Source organism: Kitasatospora sp. NPDC051702 (assembly GCF_040681575.1).
Lineage (GTDB): Bacteria > Actinomycetota > Actinomycetes > Streptomycetales > Streptomycetaceae > Kitasatospora.
This window is the reverse complement of sequence record NZ_JBFAZB010000073.1, coordinates 13,665-27,386: the sequence shown is the minus strand read 5'-3', so window position 1 is coordinate 27,386 and position 13,722 is coordinate 13,665. Positions and strand designations below refer to the sequence as shown.

Below are 13,722 nucleotides of genomic sequence, written 5' to 3'. Positions count from 1 at the left end.
CGGAGCGCAGGAGCACCACTGGAACTGGCAGTTGGACGGTGCCTGCCGCGCCGCGGACAGCAGCATCTTCTTCCACCCCGCCAACGAGCGCGGCGCCCGGCCGCCGCCGGTGGCGTGACCGCGGCCGGCCTGGCCCGCCCCGGTCGCGCCTGCGTCGTCCGCGGGCCGCTCGACCGCGCTCCGGTGCCCCTGGCCCTGACCGCGCGCCCCCGGCTGGGGGAGTCCGTCCTCCGCGGCCGCGTGCTCGGCGGTGCGCGGCGGACGCCCCGCCCCGGCCCCGGGCCCGGCCTGCGGCGGCACCATCGGCGGCCGCGCCGGACCGCGCCCCGCACCCTGCTGCCCGGGGTGCGGGGGCTGTGCGGCCTGCTGGTACGGGTACGGCTGTCCGGCCCGGGCGTGGAAGGCCTGGGCGGCCGGCGTCCCGGCCTGCCCCGGACCGAACGGACCGGGCTGGCCGTGCGGGCCCAGCTGACCGGGGCCGACCGGCTGCGCGCCGTGCGGCACGGGCTGGCCGTGCGGGCCGACCGGCACCGGCGACCCGGGGCCGCCCGGGAACGGCTGCCCCGGTTGCCCGCCGTGCGCGCCGCCGAACAGGGCCCCGCCCGCCGCGGCGGCCGCGGCCGCGTGCGGCAGGGCGCCGGGCAGTCGGAGGTCGCCGCCCTGCGCTCCACCCGGCAGGGCGGACGCCGGACCGGGGCGGCGGGCCCGGTAGCTGGTCCGGTACGCGGCAGGGGAGACCCCGAGCTGGCGGCGGAAGTGCCCGCGCAGCGCCACCGGCGAACGGAACCCGCACCGGCGCGCGACGTCGTCCACCGACAGCTCCGAGGTCTCCAGCAGCCGCTGCGCCTGGAGCACCCGCTGGGTGATCAGCCACTGCAGCGGCGCACTGCCGGTGAGCGTGCGGAACCGGCGGTCGAAGGTGCGTCGGCTCATGTAGGCGCGCGCCGCCAGGACCTCGACGTCGAACTGCTGGTTGAGGTTCTCGAGCGCCCAGGTGACCACCTCGGCCAGGGGGTCGTTGCCGATCTCCTCCGGTAATGACTGGTCGATGTACTGGGCCTGTCCGCCACCGCTGCGGCGGCTCGGCACCACCAGGCGGCGGGCCAGCGCGTTGGCGGCCTCGGCGCCGTGGTCGCTGCGGACCACGTGCAGGCACAGGTCGATGCCGGCGGCGGTACCGGCCGAGGTGAGCACGTCGCCGTCGTCGACGAACAGCTCGCGCGGGTCGACGTGGACCCGCGGGTAGCGCTTGGCCAGCGTCGGCGCGTACATCCAGTGGGTGGTCGCCGGGCGGCCGTCGAGCAGGCCGGCGGCGGCGAGCACGAAGGCGCCGGTGCAGAGTCCGATGATCCGCGCGCCCTCGTGGTGGGCCTTGCGCAGGGCGGTGATCGCCTCGACGGGCGGGGGCTGCGAGATCGAACGCCAGGCCGGCACGACGATGGTGCCGGCGCGGGCGAGCGCCTCCAGCCCGTAGGGCGCGGAGAGGGTGAGACCGCCGGTGGTGGCGAGCGGGCCCTCCTCGCCGGCGCAGACCAGCAGGCGGTAGCGCGGCACCCCGGCGTCCTGGCGGTCGACGCCGAAGACGGAGAGCGGGATCGAGCTCTCGAAGATCGGGGCCCCGCCGAAGATCAGCACCGCGACGGTCTCCCGGCGGCGCCGGCCGGAGAGCTTGCGTGGGGCGGAGCCGGTCATCGGAGTGGGGGAGCCGTTCGGGCCGGGACCGCCGTGGCCGGTCTGGCCGTGGCCCGGTGCGGCTCCGAGGGCGAGGGTCCCGAGCGGGCCGGCGGGGGAGCCGTTCGCGCCGGGCCCGCCGTTCAGCCCTGGGTAGCCGGCCTGCGCGGGGTAGCCGACCTGGGCGGGGTGGCCGGAGTGGTCGGCGCCGTAGGCCTGGGCGGGGTTGACGGCCCCTCGGCTCGCGAGCGGCCCGCCGTGCGGTGCTCCGCCGTGCAGGAGTCCCGCGTGCGGGGTGCCCGCGTGGAGGCCGCCGTGCTCCGCGGGCGCCGAGGAGGGGCCGGTCGCGGTGCCGGGCCCCGGCGCCGAGGAGTACGAGAGGTGGTGGGCTGCGCCCGGGGCGCCGGAGATGCGGGTGCCGGCGGCGATCGCGGAGGTGCCAGTGCTTCTCGCGGACCTGGCCGCGATACCGGCCACCGCCTGGCCGCTGTCAGGACCCGCGTCGCTCCTGCTCACCCTGCTCAAGGCGCTCAAGCCCCCTCGGTGGTGTGGTGTGGGTGGTGCGGCACTGCTCGCCAAGATCGAAATCTATCGGGTGGACCGTTGCCGTTGTGACAAGTTCACCATCCGACGCTATGTCGACATGGCAATTTGGCGTGATGCATTCGATCACGAAGCGTGGCACCCGTCGACCCTTCTGGGAAGAGGGCCCGTGCAACGGTGGCTGGTTGTCGAGGGGCCGCTCCCGGGGTGCCCGGGTTCCGCGCACCCGGCCGGCGGGTCTGGGCTGCGGATTTGCCCAAGCGGGAGGGACCGGCCCGAAATTGACCGAAAATAGCCGGTGCACAAGAGGGCGCACGCAACTCCTCCGTGCGCCTCCCAGGCCTCATCCGGCCAAGGCGGCGACGGCCCGGCCGGGGCCGGGACGCCGGGTTACCGTCCTGCTGTGAACACCCTCAGCCGGCTCGAACAGGCCAACGACAACGCCGCCGCCTTCTGGCTCGCCCAAGCCCGCGCGCACGGCTGGCGGTACCGGATCCGCCCCGACTGGACGGCGGTCCGCTGCGCCCGCACCCCCGATGACCCGCCCCGCCTCCTGGTGACCCGCCGGTACGCCGAACCGAAGCCCCTGGAAGCGGAGTTGGCCGAGCTCATCGAGGAGTGGGAGGCCGTCCGGTTCACCGTGGAGGACCCGTACGGCGGGCTCGACCTGACCGGCCTCGGGGCCGCCAGGATGCCCGCCATGCCGGTGATGACCCGTGAGCCGGGCCCGGTCGAGGGCGCCTCCGCCGCCCTCCCCGCCCGCGCGGAGGCGCGCGGCGGTGGCGTCCTGACGGTCGATGAGGCACTGGACGGCGACACGTTCGCGCTGGTCGAGCGCGCCGTCGTGGACGGCTTCCCGCTGCCGGCCCGGCAGCCCTGGACCCGTGGCGGGGCCCTCCCGGAGAACCTCCTGGGCGACGCGGGGTGCCGGGCCTGGCTGGGCCGGGTCGACGCCGCCGTGGCGGGAGCCTGCCTGACCTACGACGACGGGCGGGTCACGGGCGTCTACTGGGTGGCCACGCTGCCCGCGCACCGCGGTCGGGGCGTGGCCGGCGCCGTGCTGCGGACCGCCCTCGCCCACGCGCACCCCGACCGCCCGGCGAGCCTCGTGGCGACGTCGCTCGGCGAACCGCTCTACCGCCGGCTCGGGTTCACCGAACAGGCCCGGACCAGCTGGTGGATCCGCACCCCGGCCGACTCCTGAGGGCCGGGGTGGACGGGCCGCCGGCCGGTTGCAGGCCTTCGACGGTGACCGGACGGACGGCTGGCGGTGCGCGGACGGACGGCCGGCAGCGGGTGGGTGGGCGGCCGGCGGTGGGCGCGCGGGGGCGCTACGGGGCGGCCGCGGCCGGGGCCGCGACGAAGGCGGTCGGTCCGGGCCCGGCCACCCCATCGGGCCTCCCGCGCAGGGGTGTTGGGCGGGCGCCGGTGGTCGCGCGGCGGCCGTCCGCCCCCGGAGCAGTGCCCTGGGCTGAGCCGGCGAGGCCCTCCGAAGGGCTCTCGGTGAGCAGGGCAAGCTCGCCGGTGCGGTTTCGGACATCCGACGGCCCCACTGGCGCACCGGAAGCACCGGCCGTCCCGCCACCCACGGCAACAGGCGCAAACGGGCTCGCCGGGGCGGTCGTCGCCGGGTGTGCGCCGGGCCGAGCGCCGAGGAGCGCCGTCGTGCGCACCGCCGCTCCGGCCGCCCGGCGCCGCACCGGACCGCCCGCCCGGATGCCCGGCCGCGGCGAGGGCGCGTTGCGCGCCGCGAGCACCTGGCCGACCGCCTCCGGCAGACCGGCCGCCTTCAGCGTCGGCCGGTAGCCGGTCTCGGCCCAGGGGCGGCCGTGGTGCAGCCAGACGCTGCGCAGGCCGGTCAGTTCGGCACCGGCGATGTCCGCGGGGGCGTGGTCCCCGACCATCCAGGAGTGCGACGCCCAGTCGCCGGTCGGCGCGACACCGCACCGCTGGGCGGCGATCTCGAAGATCAGCGGATCGGGCTTGACGCAGTCCGCCTCCTCGGAGATGACCCAGCCGTCGACCATCGGCCCCAGTCCGGTCCGCCGGATCTTCTCCAGCTGCGGCCGCGTGCCGCCGTTGCTCACGATGCCCAGCGTCCACCCGGCCGCCCGCGCCGTCCGCAGCGCGTCGATGTGACCGGACGGGCAGTGGATGTGCGAGTTGATGCCGCGTCGGTAGTGGGCGAGCAGGAACTCGGCGGAGACGTCCAGGCCGTAGCGGCGCCGGACGGCGGACAGTACGGTGCTGCGCGGTACGTAGCCGCCACCGTCCAGGGTGACGAACCAGTCGACGTCTCCGGGCGGTAGGTCTCGTTCGGACAGAAAGTCCTGAGCCCAGGCCCGGAAAGCGGCGTCCCTGGGGAGCAGCGTGTTGTCGAGGTCGAACAGGAGCAGGGGCATGTGTCGCATGGTGCCAGCGGCCGTGCCTATGCACCTGGCAAATGCCAGAGCGCGTCGTGAAGCCGTGCACACTGGCTGAATCGGCATCCCGGCCCGGGTGGCGGACGGGGCGGGGCGGGCCCGTCGGGGCTGGTGGGACCGATGGGGCGTGACGGTTGGCGACATGTCGCAACGGATCGTCGCCGATCCATGACAGTCCGGTCACGGTGTCCGGTGGGCCTGTTGCGTCACCCGGTCCGCTCAGTCAAGCTCCAGGGAACCTCCTTTCCGGAGGGGCGCGTCGCCGGCGGGCGGGGCGCACTGCCGTCGGCGGGCGCATCCTCCTTTTGCGGGAACCAAGGCGCTCCGAGGCTTCACCGCTGGGCTGGGACTCCCGCCCGTCGTACTCTGAAAGGAACAGGTCACATACGGTGCTGCGCGGCGCAGACCGACGTCATGCCGTGGGCGGGCCTGCTGCCCGGGCAGCGTTGTCCTCTCCTGTCGGCCCCTCTCCCTCGAAGAGCCGTGAGCCATGGCTGGTTTTGAGTCCTCCCGACCGCTGGAACCGGACGCGCCCCGCAGCGCGGGCGCAGCGACCGGGGACGGCCACGGCCCCGCAGCCGACGGCCCGGGCCCCGCGGACCGCGTTCCGGCCCCGGCAGAGCGCGTTCCTGCGCCCGGGGGGCGCATTCCGCCCGCTGCCGGCCACGACCCGGCCGACGGGCACGCCGAAGCCCGCGGCGGCGGGCACGCCGAAGTGTCCGCCGACGGTCGTACCGACGGCCCGGGCCTCGTACGCGCACTGCGCGACGCCGCCCGGCGGGGCGGCATCGTCCGCCGCGGCCGGTCCGGCCCGCGGCAGCGCCGTGGCGAGCGTCCGGCAGGCTCTCCGGAGCCCCCGGTGACGGGCCGCCTCGGCCCGGGCGCCGAGCGTCCGAAGGCGTCCGATCCGTCCGGTGCGTACGTCGAGCCCACGGCCCAGGACGCGCCCGCGCGCCCCCTCGACCCGGTCTTCCAGCACGGCGTGGTCGTCGGCTTCGACGGCTCCCTGTCGAGCGAGCGCGCGCTCGCCTACGCGGTGGGCATGGCACGTCGCTCGCAGTGCGGCCTGGTGATCGTGCACGTCGCGAACCGCCTGCCCGCCACCGTGTGGGCGGGGTGTGAACCTCCCGTCTTCGTCGACCTCCCCGACCACCGGACCGAGGTCCTGGGCCTGGAGCTCGCCTGTGCGGACTTCCTCGCCGGCGTGCCGTGGATCCTGATCGAGCGGGGCGGCGACATCTGCCACGAGATCGAGGAGGTCGGCCGTGAGTACGCCGCCGACGCGATCGTCGTCGGCACGACGCACGGCCTGCTCGGCAAGCTCTTCGGCTCCGTCTCCGGACGGCTGGCCCGGCGGGCCAACCGTCCGGTGATCGTGATCCCCTGACGCCCTCTCACGGCGCCCGGCCCGGCGCTCCCCGCGCCGGCGGCCTCGCGATGCCGCCGGCTTCGTGGTGCCGGCCGCTCCTCAACGCCGTGTGAGGAGGGGGGTGTCGTTCCGGTGGGACCGGCTCAGAACGTGGCGCCGATCTCCCGCGCGATGAGCATCCGCTGGACCTCCGACGTGCCCTCCCCGATCTCCAGGATCTTGCAGTCGCGCCAGAACCGGGCGACCGGGAACTCGTTCATGAAGCCGTACCCGCCGTGGATCTGGGTCGCCTCGCGGGCGTTGTCGACGGCGGCCTCGGACGAGTACAGCTTCGCGATCGCGGCCTCCTTCTTGAAGGGTTCGCCGTGCAGCAGCCGGGAGGCGGCGTCCCGCCAGGCCAGGCGGGAGGTGTGGGCGCGCAGCTCCATGTCGGCGAGCTTGAACTGGATGGCCTGGTTGGCACCGATCGGGCGACCGAAGGCCCGGCGGGTGCCGGCGTACTTGACGGACTCGTCGACGCATCCCTGGGCCAGGCCGGTGGCCAGGGCGGCGATCGCGATGCGGCCCTCGTCGAGGATCCGCAGGAACTGGGCGTAGCCTCGGCCACGCTCGCCCAGCAGGTTGGCCGCGGGGACGCGGCAGTCGGTGAAGGACAGTTCGCGGGTGTCGGATGCGTTCCACCCGACCTTCGAGTACTTCTTGGACACCTGGAACCCCGGGGTCCCGGTGGGCACGATGATGGAGGAGATCTCGCGGGTGGGCGAGCCGAATTCGCCTTCTTCACTCGAACGAGCGATCGGTTCGGTGAGCGCGGTGACGGTGACCAGACCGGTGATGTCCGTCCCGGAGTTGGTGATGAAGCACTTGGTGCCGTTGATGACCCACTCGTCGGTGGTCTCGTCGTAGCGCGCCGTGGTGCGGGTCGCGCCGGCGTCCGAGCCGCCCTCGGGCTCGGTCAGGCCGAAGGCGCCGAGGAGTTCGCCCGAGGTCAGGCGGGGCAGCCACTCGCGCTTCTGCTCCTCCGTCCCGAAGCGGTGGATCGGCATCGCGCCGAGCGAGACGGCCGCCTCCAGGGTGATCGCCACCGAGGAGTCGACCCGGGCGAGCTCCTCCAGGGCGATGCCGAGCGCGAAGTAGTCGCCGCCCATGCCGCCGTGCTCCTCGGGGAACGGCAGGCCGAACAGGCCCATCCGCCCCATCTCGCGGACGATCTCGTAGGGGAACTCCTCCCGCTCGTAGAACTCGCCGATCTTCGGCGCCACCACGTCCTGGGCGAACTCGGCGACGGTGCGCCGCAGTTCCTCGTACTCGCTGCTGAGTCGGTGGTCGAACACGGTGATCCTCCTGGGGCCCGGCCGGGGTGGCCGCGGGCGTGAGCGGGACGACCGGCGTCCGTCGGACGGTGTGACGGTCGCACGGTGGGATTGGGTGACGAGCGGGGAACCGGGGCCGGCCGGCGGTCGGGTGGCCGCGTGGCCGGCCCCGGGCGGGGGGCGGGTCAGCCCCGGGCGGCGCCGAGCAGCGCCTGGACGGTGCGGGAGGGGCTGGGCCGGCCGAGCCGCTCGGCCATCCAGCCGCTGGTGGCGACCAGCGCGCGCAGGTCGACGCCGGTCCGGACGCCGAGCCCGTGCAGCATCCACACCAGGTCCTCGGTGGCCAGGTTGCCGGTGGCGCTCTTGGCGTACGGGCAGCCGCCCAGTCCGCCGGCCGAGGCGTCCACCGTGGTGACGCCCTCGCGCAGTGCCGCCAGGGTGTTGCTGAGGGCCTGGCCGTAGGTGTCGTGGAAGTGCACGGCGAGCCGCCCGACCGGCACCCCGGCGCGGGCGAAGCCGGCCAGCAGGGCGCCGACCTGCCCCGGGGTGGCCACGCCGATGGTGTCGCCGAGGCTCAGCTCGGCGCAGCCCATCTCCAGCAGCTGCACCCCGAAGCGGACCACCTGGTCGACCGGGACGGGGCCCTCCCACGGGTCGCCGAAGCACATCGAGAGGTAGCCGCGGACGGCCACGCCGGCCTCGGCGGCCCGTGCCACGACGGGGCGGAACATCGCCATGGCCTCGTCCGCCGAGCGGTTGAGGTTGCGGCGGGCGAAGGTCTCGGTGGCGCTGGCGAACACGGCGATGTCGGCGGCGTGGTGGGCGAGCGCGCGGTCCAGCCCGCGCTCGTTGGGCACCAGGACGGGCAGCCGCAGGCCGGGGTGGCGCCCGGGCAGGCCGGCCAGCCGGGGCACCAGCTCCTCGGCGTCGGCCAGCTGCGGCACCCACTTCGGGTGCACGAAGCTGGTGGCCTCGACGGTGCGCAGCCCGGCGGCCGCGAGCCGGGCGATGAACTCCGCCTTGACCTCGACGGGCACCAGGGTGCCCTCGTTCTGCAGTCCGTCGCGCGGTCCGACCTCGTGGATCCGGACCTCCTCGGGCAGGCCGGGGGCGCGGACGGGGTCGGGCAGCCCCAGGTCGAGCGCGTCGGGCTCGCGGCCGGGGGCGGTCACGACCGCACCCCGGCGGGCGCGGGGGCGGCCTGCCCGCCGGCGTCCCGGCCGTCGGCGTGGTCCTCGGCCGGGGCGACCACGACCAGCAGGTCCTCCATCGCGACGGTGGCGCCGGCGGCGACCCGAAGGTCGGCCACCACGCCGTCGTGCGGGGCGGCGATCACGTGTTCCATCTTCATGGCCTCCAGCACGAGCAGGGGCTGGCCCTTGCGGACCGTCTCGCCCGCCGTGGTCTTGACGACGGTGACGGTCCCGGGCATCGGGGCGGTCAGGGCGCCGTGGTGGGCGGCGGCCCCGGCGGCGTTCTCGGCGACCGGGTCGTGCGGGTGCAGCGGCCAGGCGTCGCCCTCCGCACCGAGCCAGGTCACCGGACCGGCGGCGAGGCCGGGGGAGGCGTCGACGGCCAGCGCGAACGCGGTCCGCAGGCCGTCGACGGTCAGGTGCAGCCGGTCGCCGGTCAGGGTCGCGCGGGCGCGGTGGACGGGGCCGGCGTCGAGCCGGAGCTCCACCTCGCGGGTGACCTCGGCGGGATTGTCAGTGGCATCGGCTACGTTGCCCGCAGTGATCGGACGGATGCACACCGACACCGGGTCCTGGCCGGGGGTGCGGAGTCGGTGGGTGGTCCAGGCGGGGGTGCCGCCCAGGCGCCAGCCGGAGGGGAGGGAGAACGGGTCGGTCCAGCCGCCGGGGTCGGCGGCGGGGGTGAGGTCGAGGTGCCGCGCCAGCGCGGCCGCGTAGTAGAGGAGGTGGGCGGATGTCGGAGCGCCGGAGGGGAGCGGGCCGGTCGCCCCCGTGCCGTCGCCGGTGCCGGCCTCCTCGGCCGGGTGCCCGGGGTCGGCCGCGTTCGCCGGCGAGTACGGCGAGGCGAGCAGTCCGGGCTGCTGCCGGGCCGTCTGCTCCACCAGTCCGGTGTCCAGTCGGCCGGCGGCGACGTCGGGGTGGGCGAGCAGTCGGCGCAGGAAGCCCGTGTTGGTGGTGACGCCCAGGATCCGGGTGTCGGCCAGCGCGGCGCGCAGCCGGCGCAGCGCGGTCGGGCGGTCGGGCCCGTACGCGATGACCTTGGCGAGCATGGGGTCGTAGGCGCTGGTGACGACGGATCCGGGGGCGACCCCGGAGTCGACGCGGACGCCCTCGCCGCGGGGCTCGTCCAGGACGAGGATGCGGCCGCCGGTGGGCAGGAAGTCCCGCTCCGGGTCCTCGGCGCAGATCCGGGCCTCGATGGCGTGGCCCAGGAAGGAGACGTCGGACTGACCGAAGGAGAGCCGCTCTCCGGCGGCGATCCGCAGCTGCCACTCGACCAGGTCGAGTCGGGCCGCGTCCTCGCCGACGGCGACGGCGAGCTCGGTGACGGGGTGTTCCACCTGGAGACGGGTGTTCATCTCCATGAAGAAGAAGTCCCGCACCCCGTCGGTGGCGGCGGAGGCGGGGTCGGCCGGGTCGATGCCGGGGACGATGAACTCCACGGTGCCGGCCCCGGTGTAGCCGCAGGACTCCGCGGCGCGGACGGCCGCAGCGCCCATCGCGGCACGCGTCTCGGCGTTGAGCAGGACGGAGGGAGCCTCTTCGATCAGCTTCTGGTGGCGGCGCTGGAGGCTGCACTCGCGCTCGCCGAGGTGGACGGTGGTGCCGTGGGCGTCGGCCAGCACCTGCACCTCGATGTGGCGCGGCCGGTCGACCCAGCGCTCCAGCAGCAGGGTGTCGTCACCGAAGGCCGTCCGGGCGACGCGGCGGGCGGCGGCGATCTCGGTGGGCAGGTCGGCGGGGTCCCGCACCAGGCGCATGCCCTTGCCGCCGCCGCCGGCGGACGGCTTGAGCAGGACGGGGTAGCCGATCCCGTCGGCGGCGGCGACGAGCTCGTCGTCGGTGGGCGCGGTGGCCTCGCTGCCGGGGACCACCGGGACGCCGGCGGCGCGGACGGCCTCCTTGGCGTTGATCTTGTCGCCCATCAGTTCCACCGCACCGGGAGGAGGTCCGATGAAGACGAGGCCGGCGTCGGCGCAGGCGCGGGCGAAGCCGGCGTTCTCGGCGAGGAAGCCGTAGCCGGGGTGGACGGCCTGGGCGCCGGTGCGGCGGGCGGCGGCGAGGATCTGGTCGGTGCGCAGGTAGGTCTCGGCCGCGGAGCTGTCGCTGCGGTCGGCGGGGCCGAGCCGCACCGCGACGTCCGCCTCGCGGACGTGCGGGGCGTCGGCGTCGGCGTCGCTGAACACGGCGACCGAGCGCACGCCGAGCCGCCGCAGGGTGCGGATCACCCGTAGGGCGATCTCACCGCGGTTGGCGACCAGAACTGTGTCGAACATGGGAGGCGTTCCTCCGGGTCGAGGGGGCCGTACGAAGAGGGGGTGGCGGGCGGGGCGGGCGCCCCGGCCCGGGCGGTGCGTCGGCACCGCCCGGTCACGCCCGCGGAAGCGGGGTCACGGTCGGACGGGAGGGGTCGGAGCCCGCGGGGGCGGGGTCACATCCGGAAGACGCCGTACGGGCCGGGCTGCGGGAGCGGGGCGTTGGCGCAGGCGGTGAGCGCGAGGCCGACGACGGTGCGGGTGTCCATCGGGTCGATCACGCCGTCGTCCCAGAGCCGGGCGGTGGCGTAGTAGGCGCTGCCCTGGCGCTCGTACTGCTCGCGGACGGGGCGCTTGAACTCCTCCTCCGCCTCGGTCGGCCACTGCTCGCCGTGCGCCTCCAGCTGGTCGCGGCGGACGGTGGCGAGGACGGACGCCGCCTGCTCGCCGCCCATCACGGAGATCTTGGCGCCCGGCCACATCCACAGGAAGCGGGGTGAGTAGGCCCGTCCGCACATCGAGTAGTTGCCGGCTCCGTACGAGCCGCCGATCACCACCGTCAGCTTCGGGACGCGGGTGCAGGCGACGGCGTTGACCATCTTGGCGCCGTGCTTGGCGATGCCGCCCGCCTCGTACTGCCGGCCGACCATGAACCCGGTGATGTTCTGCAGGAAGAGGAGGGGGATGCCGCGCTGGTCGCACAGCTCGATGAAGTGGGCGCCCTTGACGGCCGACTCGGAGAACAGCACGCCGTTGTTGGCGACGATGCCGACGGGGTGGCCGTGGATCCGGGCGAAGCCGGTGACCAGGGTCGAACCGTACTCGGCCTTGAACTCGGCGAACCGGCTGCCGTCGACCAGGCGGGCGATCACCTCGCGCACGTCGTAGGGGGTGCGCGGGTCGACCGGGACGGCCCCGTACAGCCCGGCCGGGTCGACGGTCGGCGGCTCGACGGGGGCGAGCGGCCACGGCGCGGCCGAGCGCGGGCCGAGCCCGGCCACGATCGTGCGGACGATGGAGAGCGCGTGGGCGTCGTCCTCGGCGAGGTGGTCCGTGACGCCGGAGGTGCGGGAGTGGAGCTCGCCGCCGCCCAGCTCCTCGGCGGTGACCACCTCGCCGGTGGCGGCCTTCACCAGCGGGGGCCCGCCCAGGAAGATGGTGCCCTGGTTGCGGACGATCACGGCCTGGTCGCTCATCGCCGGGACGTACGCGCCGCCGGCCGTGCAGGAGCCGAGCACGGCGGCGATCTGCGGGATGCCCGCGGCGGAGAGCCGGGCCTGGTTGTAGAAGATCCGGCCGAAGTGGTCGCGGTCCGGGAAGACCTCGTCCTGCATGGGGAGGAAGGCGCCGCCCGAGTCCACCAGGTAGACGCAGGGCAGCCGGTTCTCCAGCGCGACCTCCTGGGCGCGCAGGTGCTTCTTCACCGTCATCGGGTAGTAGGTGCCGCCCTTGACCGTGGCGTCGTTGGCGACCACCACCACCTCGCGTCCGGCGACCCGGCCGATGCCGGCGATCACCCCGGCCGCGGGCGCCGCCCCGTCGTACATGCCGTCGGCGGCCAGCGGGGCCAGCTCCAGGAAGGGCGAGGCCGGGTCGAGCAGGGTGTCCACCCGGTCGCGGGGGAGGAGCTTGCCCCGGGAGGTGTGCCGGGCGCGGGCCTTGGCGCCGCCGCCGAGGGCGGCCGTGTCGAGCTTGTCGCGCAGCTCGGCGACGAGGGCCCGGTGCGCCTCGGTGTTGGCCAGGTAGGCCGCGGAGCCCGGGTCGGCGGAGGTGCCGAGCCGGGGTGCGGGGGCCGCGGCCCCCGGCGGTGCGGCGGACGGCGCCGCGGTGCCGTTCGCCGCGCTGAGCTGGACTCCGGCGGGTGTGCCGGCGGTGGAGATGACCATTCCCAAGAGCTCCCTTGCCCTCGGCGCCTGGTGGGCGGCCGGGTGCGGTACGCCCATGAGTCACACGTTAATTAACGTTAACTTACGCGCCCAGGTTAACGGCCGATAACCCGACTGTCTACGATGGGCAGCATGCCGAACGTCCCCGCAGCCTCCGCGCTCCCACGCCGCGACCAGATCCGCCGGGAGGCCGCGCGGCTGTTCGCCGCCCGGGGCTTCCTCGGAGTGGGCGTGGACGAGATCGGCAAGGCGGTCGGCATCAGCGGCCCCGGGCTCTACCGCCACTTCGCCGGGAAGGACGCGATGCTGGCCGACCTGCTGATCGGCATCAGTGAGCGCCTGCTGGAGGAGGGGCGCCGCCGGGCCGGGGGCGGTGACGGTCCGGCCGCCGCACTCGACGCCCTGATCGGCGGCCACGTCGAGTTCGCCCTCGACGACCGCGACCTGATCACCCTGCACGACCGCGAGCTGCTGAACCTCAAGGAGGAGGACCGGCGCAGCGTCCGCCGCCTCCAGCGCGGCTACGTCGAGCTCTGGGTGGACGTGGTCCGGCAGGCGTATCCGCAGCTGGCGGGCCCGAGCGCCGAGCCGGTGGCCCGGGCCGCCGTCCACGCCGTCTTCGGACTGATCAACTCGACCCCGCACAGCCTCGCCCCGAACCCGGCCCAGGGCGAGCGGGTCGGCCTCCAGCGCGACGGCATGGCCGCCCTGCTGCACGCCCTGGCCCACGGCGCCTTCGCCGCGGCGGCCGGCTCCGTCGCGGCCGACGCGGCTCCGGACGCGGCTCCGGACGCCTGAGGCCGGCACCGGCACGCCCCGCGGACCCCGACCCGCACCCCTGGTCCGCGCCCCTGATCCGTGCCCCGGCCCCGCCCGGCACCCCCGGCCCGGGTCCTAGGTCCAAAGGACGGCGCCCACCGGCCCGCGGCCGCTGGGCGTCCGCCGGGCCGTCCGCGACCCTGGAGGCAGGCGGGGGCGGCGTGCCGTGCGGGTCCGATCGGGAATCACCGCAGGGCGCGGGCTGTTTGCCAGACCGCCGGACCGGACGATCCGGGCCGTCCCGGCCCAC

The 13,722-nt window shown here is 75.5% G+C and carries 8 protein-coding genes and 1 pseudogene; 3 read left to right on the top strand and 6 right to left on the bottom strand.

Annotation, left to right across the window (positions count from 1 at the left end):
* Positions 1-693: 693 nt before the first annotated feature.
* A pseudogene (locus AB0N04_RS36640) lies at positions 694-1,692 on the bottom strand (helix-turn-helix domain-containing protein); the annotation flags it as partial.
* Positions 1,693-2,617: 925 nt separating this feature from the next.
* On the opposite strand from AB0N04_RS36640, the gene AB0N04_RS36635 reads away from it, so the two are divergent.
* The gene (locus tag AB0N04_RS36635) at positions 2,618-3,418 is read left to right on the top strand and encodes a GNAT family N-acetyltransferase (RefSeq protein ID WP_360209276.1); all 801 of its coding nucleotides are present in this window, start codon (positions 2,618-2,620) and stop codon (positions 3,416-3,418) included.
* A 127-nt stretch (positions 3,419-3,545) separates the two neighbouring features.
* Here AB0N04_RS36635 and AB0N04_RS36630 read toward each other — a convergent pair whose 3' ends face one another.
* Positions 3,546-4,616, bottom strand: a complete 1,071-nt coding sequence (locus tag AB0N04_RS36630) for an HAD family hydrolase (protein WP_360209274.1) — start codon at positions 4,614-4,616, stop codon at positions 3,546-3,548.
* Between the two features lie 880 nt (positions 4,617-5,496).
* Here AB0N04_RS36630 and AB0N04_RS36625 point away from each other — a divergent pair.
* Entirely contained in the window at positions 5,497-6,024 is a 528-nt protein-coding gene (locus tag AB0N04_RS36625) for a universal stress protein (protein WP_360209271.1), read from the top strand.
* A 125-nt stretch (positions 6,025-6,149) separates the two neighbouring features.
* On the opposite strand, the gene AB0N04_RS36620 is transcribed toward AB0N04_RS36625, so the two are convergent.
* From AB0N04_RS36620 to AB0N04_RS36605, 4 genes are all read right to left on the bottom strand, one after another.
* Complete coding sequence (locus AB0N04_RS36620) at positions 6,150-7,340, bottom strand: acyl-CoA dehydrogenase family protein (RefSeq protein WP_360209269.1); 1,191 nt, start codon at positions 7,338-7,340, stop codon at positions 6,150-6,152.
* A gap of 164 nt (positions 7,341-7,504) precedes the next feature.
* Entirely contained in the window at positions 7,505-8,491 is a 987-nt protein-coding gene (locus AB0N04_RS36615) for a hydroxymethylglutaryl-CoA lyase (RefSeq protein WP_360209266.1), read from the bottom strand.
* The gene (locus AB0N04_RS36610) at positions 8,488-10,788 is read right to left on the bottom strand and encodes a biotin carboxylase N-terminal domain-containing protein (RefSeq protein ID WP_360209263.1); all 2,301 of its coding nucleotides are present in this window, start codon (positions 10,786-10,788) and stop codon (positions 8,488-8,490) included. Before AB0N04_RS36610 ends, AB0N04_RS36615 begins: the two co-directional genes overlap by 4 nt.
* A gap of 155 nt (positions 10,789-10,943) precedes the next feature.
* Positions 10,944-12,653, bottom strand: a complete 1,710-nt coding sequence (locus AB0N04_RS36605) for a carboxyl transferase domain-containing protein (RefSeq protein ID WP_360209261.1) — start codon at positions 12,651-12,653, stop codon at positions 10,944-10,946.
* A gap of 132 nt (positions 12,654-12,785) precedes the next feature.
* Here AB0N04_RS36605 and AB0N04_RS36600 point away from each other — a divergent pair, with 132 nt between their 5' ends.
* Positions 12,786-13,451, top strand: a complete 666-nt coding sequence (locus tag AB0N04_RS36600) for a TetR/AcrR family transcriptional regulator (RefSeq protein WP_360209258.1) — start codon at positions 12,786-12,788, stop codon at positions 13,449-13,451.
* Positions 13,452-13,722: the final 271 nt, after the last annotated feature.

What these genes read in the sequence shown, in the direction of transcription:
- AB0N04_RS36605 (WP_360209261.1), bottom strand. Translation starts at nt 12,653, where the DNA reads ATGGTCATCTCCACCGCCGGCACACCCGCCGGAGTCCAGCTCAGCGCG.
- AB0N04_RS36610 (WP_360209263.1), bottom strand. Translation starts at nt 10,788, where the DNA reads ATGTTCGACACAGTTCTGGTCGCCAACCGCGGTGAGATCGCCCTACGG.
- AB0N04_RS36630 (WP_360209274.1), bottom strand. Translation starts at nt 4,616, where the DNA reads ATGCCCCTGCTCCTGTTCGACCTCGACAACACGCTGCTCCCCAGGGAC.
- AB0N04_RS36600 (WP_360209258.1), top strand. Translation starts at nt 12,786, where the DNA reads ATGCCGAACGTCCCCGCAGCCTCCGCGCTCCCACGCCGCGACCAGATC.